Origin of the sequence: Salipiger sp. H15 (assembly GCF_040409955.1) — a bacterium.
Lineage (GTDB): Bacteria > Pseudomonadota > Alphaproteobacteria > Rhodobacterales > Rhodobacteraceae > Salipiger.
Map to the genome: position 1 here is coordinate 109218 of NZ_CP123390.1, position 20224 is coordinate 129441.

Annotated in this window: 14 protein-coding genes and 1 pseudogene; 5 read left to right on the forward strand and 10 right to left on the reverse strand. The window is 60.9% G+C overall.

What is annotated here, in order from left to right; all coding sequences use genetic code 11:
- Positions 1 to 592 precede the first annotated feature (592 nt).
- Together PVT71_RS28940 and PVT71_RS28945 are read right to left on the reverse strand one after the other, a co-directional pair.
- The gene (locus PVT71_RS28940; protein ID WP_353476728.1) at positions 593 to 1087 is read right to left on the reverse strand and encodes a cupin domain-containing protein; all 495 of its coding nucleotides are present in this window, start codon (positions 1085 to 1087) and stop codon (positions 593 to 595) included.
- 128 nt (positions 1088 to 1215) lie between these two features.
- Complete coding sequence (locus PVT71_RS28945; RefSeq protein ID WP_353476729.1) at positions 1216 to 3168, reverse strand: BTAD domain-containing putative transcriptional regulator; 1953 nt, start codon at positions 3166 to 3168, stop codon at positions 1216 to 1218.
- A 466-nt stretch (positions 3169 to 3634) separates the two neighbouring features.
- Between PVT71_RS28945 and PVT71_RS28950 the strand changes: the two genes are divergently transcribed.
- Positions 3635 to 4702: an IS110 family transposase gene (locus PVT71_RS28950; protein ID WP_353476730.1), complete on the forward strand. Its 1068-nt coding sequence runs from the start codon at positions 3635 to 3637 to the stop codon at positions 4700 to 4702.
- An 80-nt stretch (positions 4703 to 4782) separates the two neighbouring features.
- On the opposite strand, the gene PVT71_RS28955 is transcribed toward PVT71_RS28950, so the two are convergent.
- The 4 genes from PVT71_RS28955 to PVT71_RS28970 all read right to left on the reverse strand — a co-directional run bounded on the left by PVT71_RS28955 (position 4783) and on the right by PVT71_RS28970 (position 9011).
- Positions 4783 to 5331, reverse strand: coding sequence for a hypothetical protein (locus PVT71_RS28955; RefSeq protein ID WP_353476731.1), 549 nt, complete (start codon positions 5329 to 5331; stop codon positions 4783 to 4785).
- Positions 5332 to 5653: 322 nt separating this feature from the next.
- Positions 5654 to 6109, reverse strand: a complete 456-nt coding sequence (locus PVT71_RS28960) for a cupin domain-containing protein (RefSeq protein WP_353476732.1) — start codon at positions 6107 to 6109, stop codon at positions 5654 to 5656.
- Positions 6099 to 6740 carry a helix-turn-helix domain-containing protein gene (locus PVT71_RS28965; protein ID WP_353476733.1) on the reverse strand — a complete coding sequence of 214 codons (642 nt, stop codon included), beginning with the start codon at positions 6738 to 6740 and terminating at the stop codon, positions 6099 to 6101. Before PVT71_RS28965 ends, PVT71_RS28960 begins: the two co-directional genes overlap by 11 nt.
- A 321-nt stretch (positions 6741 to 7061) precedes the next feature.
- Positions 7062 to 9011, reverse strand: coding sequence for a BTAD domain-containing putative transcriptional regulator (locus PVT71_RS28970; protein WP_353476734.1), 1950 nt, complete (start codon positions 9009 to 9011; stop codon positions 7062 to 7064).
- Between the two features lie 170 nt (positions 9012 to 9181).
- On the opposite strand from PVT71_RS28970, the gene PVT71_RS28975 reads away from it, so the two are divergent.
- From PVT71_RS28975 to PVT71_RS28985, 3 genes are all read left to right on the forward strand, one after another.
- Entirely contained in the window at positions 9182 to 9784 is a 603-nt protein-coding gene (locus tag PVT71_RS28975) for a DUF6647 family protein (RefSeq protein WP_353476735.1), read from the forward strand.
- Positions 9785 to 10178: 394 nt separating this feature from the next.
- Positions 10179 to 11273, forward strand: a complete 1095-nt coding sequence (locus tag PVT71_RS28980) for an alpha/beta hydrolase (RefSeq protein WP_353476736.1) — start codon at positions 10179 to 10181, stop codon at positions 11271 to 11273.
- Between the two features lie 155 nt (positions 11274 to 11428).
- The gene (locus tag PVT71_RS28985; protein ID WP_353476737.1) at positions 11429 to 12112 is read left to right on the forward strand and encodes a DUF2726 domain-containing protein; all 684 of its coding nucleotides are present in this window, start codon (positions 11429 to 11431) and stop codon (positions 12110 to 12112) included.
- A 1232-nt stretch (positions 12113 to 13344) separates the two neighbouring features.
- On the opposite strand, the pseudogene PVT71_RS28990 reads toward PVT71_RS28985, so the two are convergent.
- The 4 genes and pseudogenes from PVT71_RS28990 to PVT71_RS29005 all read right to left on the reverse strand — a co-directional run.
- Positions 13345 to 13584, reverse strand: a pseudogene (locus PVT71_RS28990) (esterase); the annotation flags it as partial.
- A 496-nt stretch (positions 13585 to 14080) separates the two neighbouring features.
- Entirely contained in the window at positions 14081 to 15181 is a 1101-nt protein-coding gene (locus PVT71_RS28995; protein ID WP_353476738.1) for a LuxR C-terminal-related transcriptional regulator, read from the reverse strand.
- Between the two features lie 485 nt (positions 15182 to 15666).
- Positions 15667 to 15843, reverse strand: a complete 177-nt coding sequence (locus PVT71_RS29000; protein WP_353476855.1) for a transposase — start codon at positions 15841 to 15843, stop codon at positions 15667 to 15669.
- A gap of 533 nt (positions 15844 to 16376) precedes the next feature.
- A complete protein-coding gene (locus tag PVT71_RS29005; protein ID WP_353476739.1) occupies positions 16377 to 17924 on the reverse strand; it encodes a winged helix-turn-helix domain-containing protein in 1548 nt (515 codons plus the stop codon).
- A gap of 726 nt (positions 17925 to 18650) precedes the next feature.
- Between PVT71_RS29005 and PVT71_RS29010 the strand changes: the two genes are divergently transcribed.
- Complete coding sequence (locus PVT71_RS29010; protein WP_353476740.1) at positions 18651 to 20210, forward strand: arylsulfatase; 1560 nt, start codon at positions 18651 to 18653, stop codon at positions 20208 to 20210.
- The last annotated feature ends 14 nt before the right edge of the window (positions 20211 to 20224 follow it).

Here is a 20224-nt window from a genome sequence, read left to right on the forward strand (position 1 = left end):
CGGTGGAGCATGGGGCAGATTGGCATCAGGCGCGAGTCCTTTCGAAGCTGGGGCGCGTGTCAATGATGTCCAAGTCATCGGGCGGGCCACCAAACGCAATACGCGCTTTGCATGCGACCAGTGTCACGCCGCGATCTCGCCGTCCCTTGCCTGCGCTGAGTCGACCCACCCAGGTTTTTTGGACAGGGCCGTTTGGCTACTTGAGCCCAAACGCGACCTTCGCCCCGAGATGCCTATGCGACGAAGCGGCCCTTCACCCCGAGAGCATGGGGCGGCAATGGTGCGGACCTTTCAGCCGTTCGCCGCATGTGCTCGATTTACGCTGCACTCGCGAAGTCACGAGGGAGGAAGGGCGAATTCCGGACCTTTGCTGCGGCGACAATCCGATCACCCAGAAAAGGTGGAAGCCGACGTTCGGAGCGGTCCAAGGTCGAGGTTTGTTGTGCGCCGCTGCAAGGCCGCACCGAGCCTTAAACTCAAGTGCCCGCGAACCGCATAAAGGGACCACATCAACCGTTGTGGTTGGCACTCGACAGGAAAAGTGGTCAGCGTGGCCGAAGTCGCGCTGTCCACTCGGCGTGTTCACGGGATGTCAGTTGGTTCGGGGATCGTCGGCTTTCTCAAGATAGGTGATGTCGAAGGGGCCCATTCCGGCGATCTGCACCACCGTGATCTCGTTGGCCCAGGCGAAATGCGCCATGTTCGCCGGCAGCGCGGCAAAGCTTCCGGCCGGAAGCAGTGGTCCCTTCTGGTCGAGCGTCTCGCCCATAGCGATGCCGATTTGGCCAGAGATCACCGTCACCAACTCGTCCATTGAGTGGGTATGTGGAGGGATCACGTAGCCTTCGGGAAAGCGTAGTCGGATCACAAAGACCCCGGGTTCGCCGGGATTGCCGGCCAGGACTGCCAGTTCGGCACCCGGCGGAAGAAGCGGCGGGCCGGCCCCGAATTCGACTTCGTCCGCGGTCTTCACCGAGTGGGCGCTGTCTCCGGCCATCAGAGAATTGGATCCCGCGCCAAGCGATATTATCAGGGCAAGGGCTACGGTTGCCCCACGTCGTTCGATCAATCTTGTAAAATGCGTCATTTGTCTCTCCGGTGCCTGCGGCTGGGTGTGAGGCAGTTCTCGGCCGCTGGGTCACAGAATGATCCCTCGCCGTGGGACCGGGCGTGGAACAGGATGTTGGAAATGGAGTGGAACCGTGATCGCACGGCTCAGCCGAGCACCACCTTGGCCGCGGCGCTGCGCAACTGGCGGGCCCGTTCCGGCGAGAAGTGGAAGGCCGAGAGAAACGAATCGACGTCGTAGCCCGGTTGCGTCGCATGGATGGCCGCCGCCATGCTCCGACCTTCCGGCACGCGTCCCGCAAGCGAAAGGGTCAGTGCTGCGATCCCGAGGATGTTGACATGCGCATTTGGACGGGCGACCGCGCGGAGGGCCCAGTCGGCGGCCTCGTCGAACTGGCCCAAGCGCAAGTGCGCGATCGCGCGGGTTCCCAGCATCCCGAACAACAGCGGATCGAGAGGGCTGAGCGTACGGGCGGTATCGGCGGCCTGGATTGCCATCTGAGGGTCGCCGCTCTGCGCTTCGACGAAGGCCAGCGAGTAGTGCCCATGCGCGAAGTTCGGGCTCAGTTCGACCGACCGGCGCAACGCGCTGGCCGCCGCGGCGTGTTGGCGGCGCAGCCAGAGCGCGCGGCCCAAGGCCCAGTGCGCGGCTGGATCATGCTCGTCGGCTTGCAGGCTCTGCATCGCGCAGGCATAGGCGCTCTCACTCTCGCCGGTGGGATCGCTCCAGTGTTGGAAAGCGTTCTGCCAATGGGTGAACGACAGCCCGGCGAAGGCGCGCGAAAAGGTCGGGTCCCTTGCAACCGACTGGCGGAAATACTGTGTCGCCCGGGCATTGTCGGCACGGGTGAAGCGATACATGTGCCACATCCCGCGGTGATGCAGGCTCCACGCGTCGAGTGATGTCGGCGGCCTCAGGATCGCGCGATTGCGTTCCGCCTGCTCGATCTCCGCAGTCAGGGCCGCGACCACGCGCCTTCCCAGCGTGTCCAACGCTCCGAGGAGGTCAACTGAAGGCGCCTCGCACACCTCGGTCCAGACGAGATGCGCGGTCTCGGTCTCGATTAGGTCGATCTCGAGGGCGAGGCGATCGGGTGTCTTGCGCAGCACGCCTGTGGCCACGTAGCTCACACCAAGTTCCGATCCCACCTCGGCGGCCGATCTGCCAGTCCCTGCGGCCGCCTCAGTGGACCCCAGAGCGATGATCGCGAGGCTGCGCAGCTTCGCCATCCGCGTGATGACATCTCGGGTCAGGCCAAGAGCAATGGCAGGTCCTTCGGACCAGTCCTGCAGGAAACGGAACGGCATCACCGCAAGCCCCGGGCGCAATTGCCGCGCATGTTCCTTATCGGTTGCCCCGGGGGGGCCTATCTTGGCCGGAGAGACATCATTCGTCGCAGGCGAGGGTCGCGTTCGATGCCGGATTTCGTTCCAAATCCTCCGGAGCCCGTCCTCTGGCACACCCTCCTCGGCAAAGAGCCGCACTGCGGTCGCCACGTGGGTCTCCGCCTCGGCCTGCCGCCCGCGCAGCGCGAGATGCTCGAGCAGCGCGCGGTGCGCGGCGATGTCGTAGGGCGTGAGTTCGAGCCAACGATCGAGCAGTGGCGCGACCAGTTCCGATGCCGGTGGCAGCAATTCCAACTGATGCTGCAGCAGTTTGAGTTCGCAGCCAGCGAAGCGGCGCCTTTGCGCATTCAGCCAAAGCGAGGCCTGCGATCCGGTCAGGTCGAGATCCCCCAGAAACATGCCGCGGAAGAGTTCCAGACCAGTGTTGTTTCTGGAGTCCTTGGCGCGACCAGCCACTTGCGAGGTTTCCATCATTTTCAGGACACGCAAAGCATCGACCGCGCACCCGTCAAGATCGAGAGCCACAGTATCCGCACTCGATATCAAGCGGCGACGTTCGGGCTGGTCAACGATCCGGCGCAACTTTGCCAAGTACCATCGCAACTCCCCGCGCGGGTCATTCGGGCATTCCCAAAGCACCTCGCAGAGGTGCTGGCGACTGACTGGAACGGTTTCGAGGATGAGCAGCGCCAGTAGCGCCCGGAGCTTGCGCGACCGGGGCAATTCGACCGGCGCGCCGTCGCGCAGGACCACCACATCTCCCAGCAACCTGAACTCAAGGCCCGGCGACTTCGCAGACTGACCTATGTCCACAAGGTGTCCCAAGGTCTCTCCCCCCTCGTGCTGAGACCGGTAGACTAACACAGAATCAAGGCCCACGAGCGCAGAAACGAACTGCGAAGGTACCCCTTGGCCGATCGAGAAAGCCTCAAGCGGATAACCGAACTTGCCGTGGCGAACTTTCGCTATCCGACTCCCAATTCGCGGGCCTTGGCTGTTGCAGCGACAAAGCAGGAGTCGCAGTGCGGGGCGGGAAGGTCCTCTCTAAGTCTGTCCTTGCGGTCGCTTCCGCTGCAGATGGCAAAAAAGGCAGCTTTGGTGACGCTGCGTTACCGCGTCCAGTCATGAGATGAGTGACCGCTAATGGGATGTGCCGGCTGCTTTCCCCACCGTCGGGTTATCCTGGAGCAGGATAATCCGCGCCAAAGGAGAAGCAGCCATGTGTGCGAAGAAGACAGGAAGCATTGAAGACCTGGCAGTTGTCGGCATCGATATCGGCAAGGATACCTTCCATCTGGTCGGTTTCGACCGCTCGGGTCAGGTGGTTTTGCGCAAGCAGATCAAGCGGCTCGCGCTGGACGCAACGTTCGAGAAGTTGCCACGATGCGTGGTCGGGATGGAGGCCTGCCTCAGCGCCCATTTCGTCAGCCGAAGGCTGCGCGACATGGGGTTCGAACCGCGTATCATTCCGGCGATCTACGTGAAGCCGTTCAACAAGGGCCAGAAGAACGATTACAACGATGCAGAGGCGATCGCCGAAGCCGCTCTGCGGCCGAACCTCCGGACGGTGACGGAGAAGAGCCAGGACCAGCTCGACCTTCAGGCCCTGCATCGGGTGCGGGCCCGGCTCGTCTCGCGGCGTACCGCAACGATCAACCAGATCCGTGCCTTCCTGATCGAACAGGGGATCGCGGTTCGCAGCGGGCTACGCGCCTTGCGGAATTCCTTCGAGGCGATCCTCGAACAGAGACGCGACGAGATCTCTGCCCGCATGCGGAGCATCCTGATCGGGCTCTACGGCGACTGGCTCTGGCTCGATGACCGGATTGCCGCCGTATCGACGGAGATTGAGGAGATCAGCCGCACGGAAGAGAACTGCGCGAACATCATGTCGATCCCCGGCATCGGACCGGTGATTTCGACGGCCATGGTCGCGGCGGTCGGCCGGGGCGATGCCTTCGACCGAGGCCGCGACTTCGCCGCCTGGGTCGGGCTGGTGCCCCGACAGTTCAGCACGGGAGGGCGCGCGATCCTCGGGCGGATCACCAAGCGGGGAAGCCGATACCTGCGCATGCTCTTCGTGCAGGCGGCCAAGGTGATAATGATGCGCCCCCACCGATGGCAGGCGTTCAGCTTCGGAGCCTGGCTCGAACGCGCCGTATCCCGAATGCCCAGGAACAAGGCTGCGATTGCCTTGGCCAACAAGCTGGCCCGCACGGCGTGGAGCATCCTGCGTCACGGCACACGGTTCGACACCCCCAGGGATTTGGCCATGGAAGCGATCTGACAGCTTCCCGGTCACTAAGGAGTTCGCGAAAGAGGACAGCATGGAACGGAGAAACTACGCCCCCAGAGTCTGACGGCCCTTTAGGTCATCATCGACCTTGCCGCTAATGAGACCACGGTGCGTGCGTAACCCCATCGAGGCCACGGCCCGCGAGCCGACAAACAGGCCGGATACATATGAGCGATTTCCGAAGTCGTGCCGATTTCTCGATTGCGAACAGCAGCCGGCACATACAAATGGGCCGAGGGCGATGCCGCGCCCTTCGCTGCATTTGCGAGATCGCTCTCGCTGGCCATGGACAATTTGGGCTCGGAGGCGCCGATCGCTGCGCTCCTTCTGAACGGCAGGTTTCGATAAACGAACTCAGCGGAGCCAGGTCCGCTTCCTGCGCGCTGGTGCCCGAGCCGAACACCGCATGCGACCGGAGCCTGCTCTAAACCGGTGCGCGACCAGATTTCTGGACCGGCCGAATGAAGCTCTTCGCAACCGCCCTTCCCCCGCACTGGAATCGCATAAGCGCCATTGAGTTGACCTGAACCGAATAGGAACGGATAGGCGACCACTTCGCGAGTCGAGATGAAATCCTGGCCGGTCCATGAAACCGGCAGCAGGCCAGAACAGATCGCCATCGCCGAAACCTGCCTGAAGGCTGCGCATGATGGCAGCCACAGTTTCCCAGAGATTGTAGAAAGGCCGATCTACGCGGGCTTTGCGAGCTAGACTGTGGACTACCGCTGCAACAGCCAGACCTTCTAGCTGCCCTCAGGCGAAAGCTTCGCGCTGGAAATGCAACCTTCTGATGGGGCCGTCGCGACGGATTTCGACGCGGGCCACATCGCGGAACGGGTATGCTGGTTGACCTCTCCAATGGGGTTGGAGCAGCGCAGCTTTGACCAGGATGCACCGGCCGCGCTTGCTCATGCGCGGCCGGTTCTGGTCTCTTGCAGTTGCTCAGGCTGCCGCACCGAGCAGGTCGATGCCGTGCCGCTCCATGGCTGCACCGAGCCGTGCAGAATCGGGCTCTGCCTGCGGTTCGCTGGTGCCGGCCTCGCGGAAGAAGGCGATCATGGACGGCTCGATAAGCACGAGCATTTTCACCGGCATGTCGCCCTCGTTGCTGTAGTTGTGCGCCTTGCGGGATGCGACCGTGATCGCGTCGCCCGGTTTCGCCACGGTGACGGATGGCGGGTGCCCTGCTTCTGAGAAGTCCCGGACCGTCAATTCGCCCGAGAGGATATAGAACATCTCGGCGGAGGCGTGGCTGTGCGGCGGTGTGCCCGATCCCGGCGGCACGTCTACCTCGATCAGTTCGACATCCGTTGTCGGCAGTCCGCCGAGGAAGCGGATGCGGTCTCCAACGACCCAGATCGCGTCGGCGTCGGTGGAGGCATTTCGGTCAAGCTTCATCGCGTTCATCCTTTCGCTGCGATGCAATGTCCGCCCTGACGTCGCCCTTTGTGACCGCGGACAGGATCACCTCGAGCGCCCAAGACGCGGCCTCCCCGGCTTGGGCACCGGAAAGACCGCCATAATCCTTCAGGACCTCCCATGCGGAGGCTGAATAGAGCAGATGCGCCAGGGCCGTGACCTTGCGGGCCTCTTCCGGCGCCAGGGACGCGCAGACAGGCGCGAGGGCATTGGCGAAGTGGATACGCCGGGCCTCCACGGTGCCCATGCGCATTTCGCGCCCGGTCCGCGTATGAAGCGCGGCGCGCATGGCGGCCTCGTGGTCATCGAAGAGCGGGAAAGCGTGCTGTGGGCCATCCAGGACGTCGCGAGGCGCGCGCGGCGACACGGAGGCGCCGATCCTTGCGTTCAGCCACGGCCAGAATGCAGCGAAAAGCTCTTCCTTTGTCGAGAAGTGGCGGAAGACCGTCCGCTTCTGGACGCCTGCACGGCCCGCGATGGCATCCATCCCGATCTCGGAAGAATCCTCTGCGTCCTTCATCAGGTCGTAGAGCGCTTGCAGGATCGCCTCGCGCGTTGCCCTGGCTTTCTCGTCACGCAGAGGGCTGTTGTAGGTTCTGGTCGCCGTCACCCTGAGTCTCCGAATTGATGACACTACTTGTGACGCAAATTTGACCTATGGTCAATCAATGTCATTAATGATGACACTAATTTCGCCAACTACGCTTCATTGACTTGGTCGACTCTGAGCAAGAGTCCGCTTTTGCGCGCTCCAGGCCTTGTCTCTGCGCGTAGGGAGAACCGCCTTCGAAAAGCTGAGGCCCCCTAGCGCAGTGGGCGTAGCGATGGCCTGCAGTCCGCGCGTCGTACCCGTGTAAGGTCAAAGTTGCTGGCCGAACGTCCGACAGCTTCGGGCTGGCCATGAACGCCTGTCGCGCCCGAGACAAAGATGTCAGTCCGGGAGGCCCGCGATCCTCATGCCTTCCCTCCACCGATCCCGGTCGACGTCGCGCTGGATGGGGTAGTGCGCGATGAGCTTCGTTGCGCTCATCCGGCGGTCGATCTCGCGGATCCGGGCCACCATGCGCCGCGCCTCCTCGATGTCGCCGAGAAAGGCCCTGCTCGCGGCCAGGATGCACGAGGCGATGAGGTAGCTCGGGCGGTTCCGGGCCGAGCGTTCCGCCCACCTTGCAGCATCGGCGTAGTCGCCCGCCACGAAATGCGCGTAGCCCTTGGCGGCGTACATCATCGCGGTTTCGGGATCGTAAGGGTTCAGGCGCATCCCGCGCGCCACGTGGTCGAGCGCGATCTCCGCCCGGCCCAGCCAGCCGTTGATCCAACCGCTGAACAGCCAGGCATTGGCGAGGTTGGGGTTGAGCTCCAGCGCCCGGGTAACCAGATCGTCGCCGTGCGAGACCTCGTTGGCGACTAAGGCCATGCCGATCCCCGCGGTTGCCAGTGCGACCGCATCGTCCCGGCCATGGTCGATGGCGCGCCCGGCCGCCTGCCGCGTCGCCGCGATCAGCGCCGGAAGATCGGTGACCCAGCCGCAGGCCTTCTGCTGCGAATAGCAGCGCGCCTCCAGCCCGTAGGCAGAGGCGAAGCCGGGGTCTTTCGCGGTCGCGGTGCGGAACGCGCTTATCGCTTCGAGATTGCCCTCGCGGGTCCAGCGGTGCAGGGCGGCAAGGCCGCGCAGGTAGACATCGTAGGCGTCGAGATGCCCGGTGAGCTTGGCCCGGGCGCGTTCGATCTCGGCCTGCTCGAGCCGCGGCGCCACCGCTCCGACGACGCGCGCGGTGACCCGGTCCTGCAGGTCGAAGACATTCTCGAGCCCACCCTCGAAGGTCTCGGCCCAGAGCAGCCCACCGCTTGCGGCGTCGACCAGACGGCCGGCGATCCGCATTCGATCGCCGCCGCGCCGGACGCTGCCCGAGAGGATGTAGCGCACCCCAAGGGTCTGGCCGATCCGCGTCACGTCCTCCTGCTCGCCACGCCAGGTGAAGCTCGAGCTGCGCGAGATGACGAAGAGCCAGCGCACCCGAGACAGCGCCCCGATGATCTCCTCGACCACCCCGTCGGCGAAATAGGCCTGTTCGGCTTCAGTCCCGGAAACGTCGAAGGCGAGCACGGCGATGGAGGGCCGCGCCGGCTTGTGCGGCGGGGTCGCGGGATCGGCCTGCCGCAGCGGGTGCTTGCTGACTTCGTCGACCACCGCCAGCGTCTGCGGCTCGGGCGCGACGCCGAGCTCATCCCGCAGGGCGGCGCGCAGGGTCTCGAACCTGCGCAGCGCGCCGCAGCGGTCGCCCTTGCGGGCAAGGCAGGTCATGATCGTCCTGCACGCATCCTCGCGCAGGGGGTCCATGGCTTCGAGCCGGAGGGCGGCCCCGAGCGCCCGGTCCGCGTCGCCCGTTTCCAGGGCGCCCGCCATCACCCGCCCGGCCGCCTGCTCGGCAAGGCGTCCGAAGCGCCGCCGCTCCGTGGCGAGCCAGTCCTCGAAGGCGGGATCGCGCACCGCGCAGCCCTCGAGCAACCCGCCGCGATAGAGCGCGAGCGCACGCTCCGCAGCGGCTTCGGAGCCCTCGGCGCAGTGCCGCTCGAAGGCGAGAGCGTCGATGTCCACCGCGACCGGGTCGAGGTGCACGCTGTGCCTGTCCGAGCAGAGCGCGTCCCGGGCGGATCTTAGCGCCTCCCTCAGATGCCCGAGCGCGTGCTTGAGGCTGTCGCGGGCGTGCAGCTCGTCGCGATCGCTCCACAACAGGGCCGCAAGCCGCTCGCGCGGGATGGGCGTGCCGGACGCCAGCGCCAGCACCGCGAGCAGGCCCTGCTCCTTCTGCCCGAGGGACGCCACCGGATCGCTCGCCGACGGGGTGATCCGGCAATCCCCCAGGAGCGAAATCGACACCGTGGCCACTTCGCTCTCCCACACTCATCTACGGTCAGCGGAATTGAACCACATTTCCCGCGAGTTCGCGACGATTTCCCGCTTTCTTCCCGCGCCTGCCTCCGACCAATCCCGCCCGCGTCCCGGCCGATCCCTACGCTTCCCGCCAGCAGATGCGGAGGAGGTTCGCGATGACCGACAGCACCGGGAGGGCTCCCCGAAAGAGCCCATGTCCGTCTCCAAAGGTGGGCGTGATGTCACGTCTGGCCGGGACCCTCCTGAGGCCATGTGCCAGTCTCGTTCTGAGCATGCTCATTCTTTCGCCCCAGGAGGCTGGCGCCGATGCTGATGCTCTGGAGTGGCGGCACTCTGCAACGGTCTCCGTGCTCGTCGAGACCCTCGAGACCTGGCTCGATGCCCGCGCGCCCTGGCCCAGGAAGGCGACAGAACCGGACGTCCGCCTGATCAGCCAGGCCAGTGCCGATGCCAGATCAAGACCGCGCTTCGCCGGAACCGGCCCGACACGGGGTCTCTACGATGCGGAGACGGACACGATCTACCTCGTTCGGCCGTGGGACCGCCGGGACCCTGTGGACGTCAGCATCCTGCTTCACGAGATCGTCCATCACCGGCAGGACGGCGCCCAGCACTGGGTCTGCCCCGAGGCACAGGAACTCTCCGCATACAGGTTGCAGGATGCCTGGCTCGCCGAACTGGGACTGCGGGCCGACGTCAACTGGATCGCCATCGTGCTTGCCGCCGGATGCTCGCCTCACGACGTGCATCCCGACTGACTTCATCGGATCGCCGCAAAGGGCGCCGACTTCGGTGGACTTGGCACGGAAAGGCGACCAACGTTTCCATGCGGCGACGATATGAAGAGCTCTCGTCAGTGACCTGCAGGTCGATAGCGGATCATCTGGCACAGTCTGCGGTCTGCAATCGGCCAGTGATTTCGCAGGCTCGGAGCAGAACAATCGACTGCAGCGAGGGCTGAGAATCAAATTCCTATGCGCCCAGAGACAAAGGTTTGAACCAATGGTACAGTGGTCTCGCGCACTCCCTCTCTGCACTCGATAAATCCAAGGTCCGCAGTTTGCTTTCCACCAATGCGCAGGAGATACCAAGCGAGATCTTGGTGAAATAGGATTTCAAAAGAATCCTCCGCCATGTGCTGGGGACGTGGTATTGATCAACGGCGCGACGGACGGAAAAATCAGGTTGAGCCTACGAAATGTTTCCGCGTTGTTTCCCACACAATTCGCCGCCGCAGATGCTCTATTCAAGGAGATAACAATGCGTCGGCATGTTTTAGAAAGATGCTCACGTCGATCCGCCCTTTCCCTCGTCGGAGCCTCATTGGCGGCACCAGCGCTTGGCCAGACACCCTGCGGCTTTCCCCTTCAGGATCATGTCCAAGGGCCACGCGTGTGGCTGAACATGGATCAGGAGGAACTAGATGCCGCTTACCGGCAGGAGGTCTACCAGCCGCACATAGAAGAGGTGACAAGCAGGCTGTCAGTGGCAAGTTATGATCTGCGTACCAGAAAGGGATACCCACAGCGCGCGGAGTACGGGCAGAACCCGGATGAGGCACTAGATATTTACAAGGCGGATGCTTCAAATGCGCCCGTGTTCGTCTTCATCCATGGAGGGACATGGCGTGGCCTCGATGCGGCGAAGTCCGGCTTCGCCGCCGAGCTCTTTATTGACCGCGGCATTCAGTTCGTTGCGCTCGATTTTTCGGACGTCCGAAGACTTGATGGGGACCTTGGGAGACTTGCGGGTCAGGTCAGGCGTGCGATCGCTTGGGTGGTTCACAATGCGCAGAGCTTCGGTGGGGATCCGGAGAAAGTTTACATTGGGGGGCATTCCTCCGGAGGACACTTAGCCGCGGTGGTTTTGACGACCGATTGGACCGAATTCGGTCTGCCCTCCGATGCGGTGAAGGGCGGGCTGTGCATGAGCGGCATGTACGATCTCGCTCCAGTCCGCTTGTCCTGGCGAAGAAATTACATTGCATTCACGGACGAGATGGAACAGGACATGAGCCCCCAGCGACACCTCGATCGAATAACAGCTCCCGTCATCGTGTCATTTGGCACCCTTGAAACACCGGAGTTTCAAAGGCAGGCGAAAGACTTCGCGGCGGCACTCACCTCTGCGGGCAAAGCCGCAACCCTTTTGGTTGGGCCCTATCTCTACCATCAGGACACTTGGGAGACCCTCGGAAACCCCTACGGCATGAATGGTCGGGCAGCGCTCGCCATGATTGGCGGGTAGAGAAACTAAGTCAGATCCACATTAAAATTTGAGGCCGGCACGTGACGCCTTTGGAGCATTGACCAAGCATAGCGAAGGGTTATACCACTCAAGTTTGTTAAGGACCTCCACGGTAATACTTCCAAAACTTTCAAGTACATTTCTGAAGGTGCTGTATGAAGAGTGATTTATTAATCGATTTAGGCTCATTGAAACTTCCAAGTGAGCAAATCATCGCGCTAAGTATCATCTCCGCATTTCTGGTCTGGCATATAGCGAAACTTCTCAGGAAGCCGCATTTTCGTCCATCGCGACAACGCAATCCAAACCGAAACTGGCTTCAAAACAGACACCGGACTTCCAACCCAGAACGACCTTATTTTGAATCAAGAGACCTCTCGAATCCACAGGCCCAGCTCGAGGCTATTTCCAAAGTGAGCTTTGAGAAGCGTCGATTACTGAACAAGGCAGAGTATGAAGTGCTACAGGTTTTGGACCGGGTCGTTGCAGAAGGCGGCCAAATGCATAGAATTATGGCGCAAACCAGTCTGGGCGAGCTGATCCAACCAAGACCGTCGTCAGCGACCGAACAGCTGAGGAAAGATGCCCACGCCTCAATCAATTCAAAGCGGTTGGATTTTGCAATAATTGATAGATTTGGCCTTCTAACCGCGGCCGTCGAGGTGCAGGGCAGCGGCCACTATCACCAGAAGACATTTCTTCGGGATGCGGTGAAACGAGAGGCCCTTAGACGTGCAGGAGTTGAGCTTATAGAAGTCCACCGTTCCTGGAATAAGGAGGATATCGAAGTTCAAGTGCGGCGGGCTTTGGGATCAAAGGCGCCTGAGCCTTCTACCTAGAGCCAAAGGTCGCAGTATTCTCGAAGATCTTCAAATTGACGGATTGAGGGATATGGACGCCTCCGTGGGAGCGGAGCATTTTCAGGACTCAACCCGTCCAACCGCCTCAGACCAATACCCCAACTCATCCAGGCCGGGGTGTGGATCCAAGAGCAGAACTAAGCCCCCGGGTGCAGTGCCGGGGTATCCTACTCAGGTCAGCCCTACACCGCTGGTCACGCCAAGCTTGGGCCGCCTCGAAGCAGCATCTGGCGGTCGGGCAGAAGCGGCGAAGCGTCAGCTATGCGACGGGCACGAAGGGCGCTGAGCCGACCCTAGCCGGGTTCTGCCTGAATGGAAGCTTGCGGACGCTGGGTCTGGCGACCACAGCGGTCTCCAGACCCAGATAGCTGCCGGGCTACGCGCGCCGCCCTGCTCATGCAGGCCTCGGCATCGGTTTAGTCGATGTGATCCACACTCTGCTGGCCGTAGTAGGGGTATCGGCCATCGTCATGGCGTCTGCCCATGCCTTTCTAGCTGTAAAGTTGCTGGGCGCCGGATAACTGATCTACATCGGACTCCGCAGAATTTTCGGCCAGCCTGACAAATGCGGCACGCTGGCGACGGAGCGATCGCTAGGCCGGGACTATCCCATAGTAAAGCGTGTAGGAACCTCCGCGCCCATTGATCCGCCCGGTGTCGAAGCGGAAGCCGATGCCCTCGAAGTTTCGGTTCTCCTCGCGGGCCGCCAAGCGAACCAGTTCCTTAGGACCTATCTGGCGAGTATTTTCGCCGATCTTTTTGTCGCCGAGAAGGTTCGAGACAGCATCACCGACTCCAGGCATTAGCGCGCCAAGCGCTGGACCTAGGATCGGGGCAATGATCGGGCCAACGACCGGGATGAGTCCAAGGGCGGCGACGCCAATGGTATGGACGGCGAGCAAGGCCTTTTTGACATCGTCGCGATATTTATCCGGATCACCACCGGGTCCATGTTCTACCAGAACGGTATCGAGCACCAGGCCATAGGGTTTACCGCGGTAGACCTCCATCGCGGGCACCATCGGGCGGGACTGTCCGTCGCGCATGTTGTCGTAGATTTGGGTTCGCTGGGTGGCGACATCATTGGCCGATGCGACGCTTATCACCGCGAAGGGAGAGTCGTCGCCCAGCCCATCGATCTTGTCGAAGCAATACATGCCCGTGTAGTGGATTACGATCCCCCTGAGGTCGATCGCGCCCAGATCGTCCCACCAGTATATGTCGCCGTGCTGGAAGCCGGTGGCGCGACCGCCATCAAAGTCTATCTCGTCAGTCATCGGGTAGCCTAGATAGGAATTCTCCCAGCCAAGCGCCTCCCATCTGTCGCGAATGGCCCCGTAGATCGCGTGCGCCCCGGTTCCGGGACTCCAGTAGATGGACTTGCCGCCCTCGAAGTGATTGTACCGTCCGCTACGATCAGGGGTCTCGGTCTCATCCGTCGCGGGCACCCCGAAATGTAAACCATTCATCTCGAGCCATTTCCTATAGATCGCACCATGAATCTCAAAGGCGCGCTTTGCCTTCTTGTTGTAGCAAATGCAGGACCCGTTCTTGAAGAACCAGACCTTGCCGATTTCCTTGTGATCAATGTTGCCCAGTCGCGCTGCCCCTCCCATGGCGTTGAATTTTTCCTCAATAGCGCGATCTCCCTCGTGAAACATCAACGGTTGGGGACCGGGTTGCTTGCCGATGATGTTCGGTCCAGCGTTTGGCATCGGGTTCTCCTGTGAGACAGTTGCAGCCAATAGAAGGGCGCCAGATCGAGCTAAGCACGTCTGCGGAAATGCCGAGAAATCTCTGTCCAAATGCAAGAGAATTGACTTCGCTCTGCGGCGGCCCTGATTTCAGACTAGCCCGAAAGGCAGTGACTGGCGTCCACCAGATGGTGGAGAACTGTTGTGACTGGCACAGAGGGTGAGATCGGACATAAGTCGGTGTAGGGCTGTCCTAGAGCGCCAACTGGTGGACGATGCGAACAAGATCGCTCTGGCGCCGTGACCCTGTCTTGCTTAGAACCTTTAGCAGATGAGTCCGGACTGTACTGACCGCACAATCTCGTACTTCTGCTACTTCTTCAATGGAACTGCCTTGGGCGAGATGAAGCATTACTTCAGATTCGGTCGGCTTTAATCCAAACACTGCCGATAGGATATTGGGGCCGATCATTGGGCGTGCAGACTGCGTTCCAACAAAGACAACAGCCCGGGGACCAATAGGCAGTGATCCGCTCAAATGGCGCTCTACCGGGAGTATGTGCAAGACAGCACCGGACCGCGGTCCGTGCTCACCCGGCACCCCAATTCCTACAGCAGCAGTCGGTACTGTGCTGCGAATAACCTCGCATATCTTTGCATGCAGCGCCTTCGTCAGCGCTGTCGAGCCGGCGGAAATCCGGCCTTTTGCCGAACGCAGTAGTCCACCGTGGCGCAAGATTGCTTCGGCGGCATGGTTGGCAAAATGGATAGTGCCTGCCTCATCGACCAGCATCATCGGCGCGCTCAGCGTGTTCAGCGTGTTCTCGAAGTCCATGAGTTCCACGAGCCTATAGTTCAGGAGGTCGGAAATCGTGGCCGCCCGCCGAATATGTACCCCAAAGAGCTCCGATAGTTCGCGATCCCGATCTGTGGCCTCGCGGGCCAAGAAGAATGCTGCCATCGCGAAGCGATTGACATCCTTCATCAGGCAACAGGCGCTTGAATCAACAAGGCCATTCGGCTCCACCCATTCCCTGAAGAAGCGACTACTCTCAAACACCCTTCGATCGATGGCATCAATTGAGCAGATAGCCTTATCTACAGTCATCAGGGAAGCATTGTAGAACTCGGGCGGCATGAGAGCACCATAGGTATCGAGAAAATCTCGGCTTGATCTGCTGTCCCCGTCTGACATGATCTGATTTCGAAGCGTCCGGGTACGTGTGTCGAATACGACAATCCCTGCCGAAATCGCGTCGCGATATGCCGCGACCGCCGTAAGAGCAATCTCCCAGCGCGTCGAATCCAACGCGGCATCGTAGAGCTCGCCGATCAGAGAGTTCAGTTCCTGCATCGAATCCATCCCGGACATCGCATTGCTTTGAACTGGCAGTTGGCGACGCAGGCAGCTTCAACGTCCTGGCGTTGCATCTCACACTAACACGTTTCGAATGTGACGAGGGATGAATTTACTCGCCCACTCCAGACCACAACCAAGGAAAAGGAACGTTTCGAACTCCTTTCGATGCGCCCCAAGCAGCATGACCGCTTTTACCCTATGCCGTCGCCAACGGGATATCGCGCTACCGTCCGCTCGCTGCGCATTCCGGCCGGTCCAGGGCGAATCTGCCGTGCGTCCGCTTCCTGCACTGAGCAGACATGCGGGCAGACCCCACCATCGACTGATCACTAGGCTCCAGACTTGCTCTGATGCTGTAACCGCCCCCCGACGGCATCGATGCGCCCCTTCGCCGAGCCGATTGATCTTATGATCGTCGACGTGGTCGAGGACATGGTCACTTAGCCTGCGAGTTCACGGGCGCTTCCTGGCGGTCTCGATCACGTCATCGCCCGAGCGCGGTTTCTGCCACCGCTACTAAGGCCTGCGAAATCCCACTTGCGGCGCCCGAGCCCGATGAAACGCAATTCGCGTTCGGCGGGACACTTGTCGATGCTGATACGTCCGCCATCGAGGTAGAGCTCGAAGGAGGTCGGAATCCTTCGGAAGAAATTCAGGGTTTGTTCAGGACTTCGTCACGCTGGTTGCTCAATCTTGCATTCAAGGTGCGGAGCTCTTGTCCGCGCTGCCCCCTTGCCGAATTGGGAGTTATCGGATGTCACGACCGTTCCTTTGCACTGCTTCAGCAATCCTGCTTTCAACGGCATCATTGTGTGGACTGCCGTCGTACAGCGCAAATGCTGACGCAACCTTCGATTTCGCATCAACTACCCAATATCGAATGATAGAACTTTTGGTTTTGGCCTGCCAAACGGCGACCTGCCGAGAGGTATCGCTGCTATATGACGCCTACGAAGTGTCATTGATGACCTGCATGGTCATGGGTCAGCACGAAGCGGCACGGTGGCAATCCATCAACCCGACGTGGCAGATCAGAAGATGGTCCTGTCGTTTTGCTCAGACCGATAAGCAGGCGGCATGAACTAAAGTCATGACAATCCGCGGCTCTCGTCGCGACCCAAGCGAGCGACCTATTGCCACCACTAAGGCACGCTGCTCGCCGCTTCCCCACGGGCGTGACAGCTTGGAGTTACGGCGGTAGACCTGCCTGGCGCAAGCCTTCGAGAATACGGTCCATCTGGCCCGAGTATCGGAAAAGACTCTGCTCGCCAAATTTACTCACAGTGAGGTTCGGAACCAGCCTGAGCAGCTCGGCGACGACCCTCTTGGCTTCTTCGGTCCGACCCGACAGGGCCAATGCTGCGGCCAATGCTCTATGGGTCGGGCTGAAGTCCGGATGATGTTGCAGGGCAGCCCGGCCCGCGGCAATGGCAGAAGACATGTCGCCATTCAGCAAATGCCCAAAGGCCATGCCCGCCTGCAGTCTGAACAATTCTGGATCGCGTGGGCTAAGCTTCAGCGCGGTTTGGAACATACTGATCGCCTCGGTCGCACGTCCGAGATAGCCGAGAACCCAGCCTGCGAATACATAGGCACGCGCGTCACCGGGATTAATCCTAATACCTTCTTCGATGGCTGCCAGCCCTTCTTCCAGCGAGCCGTCAAGGAACGCGAGCGCATAGCCACCTGTTGCCAAGGCGGCAGCGTCTCCCGCGCGCGCACCGGAAGTGATCGCGAGGTGCGCCAATTCGATGCCGCGCCGTGCTTCAGCCCCGAAATCCTCGTACCACCCATGGGCGACGCGCAGCGTATAGGCCCATGCCGCCAAACCTGCCGCCAACCCGTAATCTGGTTCTAGCGCGAGTGCTTGGTCGGCAAGTGCCAGTGCCAGCCGGTTGCCATCCGGCGTCATTCGCCGGATCGCGGCATGGGCGGCGAGGCAGATGTCGTAAGCCTCCAAACTCTCCGGCGGCTTGCGACATACCCGGCTGATCTCAGCCGTCTCCATTCGAGGTACCATCGCACCAAGGATGTTCTGGGTGACCTGATCGTGTAGGGTAAAGATCTCCGTGTCTACGCTATCGAAATGGTCCCCCCAGAGTTCCGTGCCCGAGTTCACCTCGACCAACCGCGCGGTGACACGAAGGCGGGCGCCGGAGCGGCGCGCGGAGCCGGACACTACGTAGCGCACGCTGAGTGTTCGCGCGACAGCGAAGTCGTCCAACTGGGCGTCACAGAGGGCCCGCGCGCTGTCGTGAGCGACCACGAAAATCTGGCGGAAGCGCCCCAAACCTGCGCTGATTTCTTCCGCGAGTCCGTCTGCAATTCGATCGGCGGGATCATAGGTTACGAAGGGGAGAACCAATACAGATGGGCGCGCCACTGCGTCTGGCGCTGCAGTGTCTGTCGTGGTCTCGCTTGTCTCGACCCCGTCAGAGACAAAAAGATAGCCGCGACGCGGCAGCGTGCGGACACGTGATGCTGAGGGGCCGAGGAGACGCCGGAGCTCCGAAACACATTGAGTTAATGAATCGTCCGAAACCGTGACTTCGGGCCAAACGGCGTCCATCAAGATGCTCTTGTCGAGAACCCGCCCGGGATTGGAAAGGAAATAGGTTAATAGCGCCAAAGCCTTGGGCCGTATTTGTAGGTTCTGGCCGGCGCGCTGCAGTTGCCCGACATGCTGGTCCAGCACAAACCCGTCAAATTCCCAATGCCTGGAAGGATCAAATTCCATCGGCGCTTTGGATTTATGGGGCGTGTAAATTTTAGAACCCCTTCAGCCCGGTTTCAGGACATTCATGCCCCTGTCCGCAAGACTCGCGCAGAAGCCGCAGTTCTGTGCGGCAGGTTAGGAGCAGCTTCTGCACATGTCAAAGTTGCATCAATAATGTTTGCGCTAACCCTGCGGCAGTCGCACCTCTTTTCATCTGCAACGCACGCCACAAGAAAGCGTCGCCGTGTAGCGCCGCCGCAAGGCAGCAGAGAACCCTTTCACGAGGTTCGACTCTCCTCGCATAAACAGCAACGGACAGAACGGAACACTCCGCAGACAGTTTGCACTCGTTGATTGAGAAAAATTTCGCTCATTTTCAAAAACTTCTCCTCAAAATGACTAACCAAAGGTTACGCTACGACAATCTTGAGCAATCAGGAGTAGATTCTTTGAATATGTCCTCTCGTCGCAGGACTGCGGCAGTGCCTTCTACAAAAGTTCACATGGACAGCAAAGTGTCCGACTGGTCCGTGCACCATCCTTTGACTCGAACGATCGTCCGTTCGAACCATCGATCTCCTGTCGCCAGTGCAACTGGCAATATTAAGCCCGAGATCACCTAAATCACCATGGCCCGGGTCGGTCCGAAGGGGAGTTCCTAGGCTGGTGGAGTTACAATCGCGGCGCCGCGCCGGGGCGCAGATCACCCAAAAAATGATTTTCTGAATTCAGATAGGAGAATGGCTCATGTCAGCGAAAAACCTCAGTCGCATTCCGTTACTATTGCTCTCCGCGCTCACGCTTCTGCTCGCAACCTTCTCAAGCGCCAGCTTTGCCCAGGATGCCGAGCGCCCGAACATCCTGATCATCTGGGGCGACGATATCGGCATGTGGAATGTCAGTGCCTATCATCGCGGGATGATGGGCGGCGAGACGCCGAATATCGATAGCATCGCTGCAGACGGTATGATCTTCATGGATCACTACGGTCACGCCTCCTGCACCGCAGGCCGGGCCTCGTTCATCACTGGCCAATATCCGATCCGGACGGGTCTTAGTACTGTCGGCCTGCCGGGCGCGCCGCAGGGCCTTCAGGCTGAGGACCCCACCATCGCCGAGCTGCTGAAACCGCTGGGTTATGCGACCGGGCAATTCGGCAAGAACCACCTTGGCGACCGCGACGAGCACCTGCCGACGGCGCATGGGTTCGACGAGTTCTTCGGCATTCTCTATCACCTGAATGCGGGTGAGTATCCGGAGCAATACGACTATCCCGACGAAGAGGGCCAGGCGGCTCTCGGGCTGCAGCAGCGCGGGGTGATCCAGGCGCGTGCACTCGATGACGGCGACCAGGACATCCAGGATCTCGGGCCCTTCGGCCAGGAGCGGCAGCGCGTGCTGGATGACGAGGTCATGGTGCAGTCGATGGACTTCATCCGCCGCAGCGTGGAGGCGGGCGACCCCTTCTTCGTCTGGCACAATTTCTCGCGGATGCATTACCGCACGAACCTCAAGCCGGAATCCGACGGCGTGACCGGCTACGGCCTCTATGCCGACGGCATGAAGGAGGTGGACGACTACGTGGGGCAACTGCTCGGACTGCTCGACGAACTCGGCGTGGCCGACAACACCATCGTCATGTTCTCGACCGACAACGGTGCGGCGTCCAACTCCTGGCCCGACGGCGGCAACCAGCCGTTCAAGGGTCAGAAGGGCGTCAGCGCCTATGAAGGCGGCTTCCGCGTGCCGATGCTGGTGAAATGGGATGGTCATATCCCTGCGGGCGTCTCGACTGGCGAGTTCATGACCATGGAAGACTGGATGCCCACGCTCCTGTCCTTCCTCGGTGACCCCACGCTGAAAGAGGAGCTTCTGGAGGGCAAGCAGGTCGGCGACATGACCTACAAGGTTCACCTCGACGGCTATGACCAGTCGGACATCCTGCTGAACAACGGTGAGACCAAGCGCAAGGAGTTCTTCTACTTCACTGAGACCACCTTCCACGGCCTGCGGGTCGGCGACTGGAAGTTCCAGTTCCGCGATCAGGAACACTGGTTCCGCTCGCCGCAGCCGGAGCTGTCCACGCCGATCATCACCAACCTGAAGCTGGACCCGTTCGAGCGGTTCCACGATTCCCGCGGCTATGACGAGTGGGCCGAGAACCGCAGCTGGCTGATCGGCACGCTGGGCGGGGTCATGGGCGAGTTCGTCGCGTCCTTCAAGGACTTCCCGGTCCGCCAAAAGAGCTTCTCGCCGCAGGTCGGGAACTTCACCGAGATGCTCTATTCGGCTGGGGAAGCCGAATAACACTGATAGAGCTC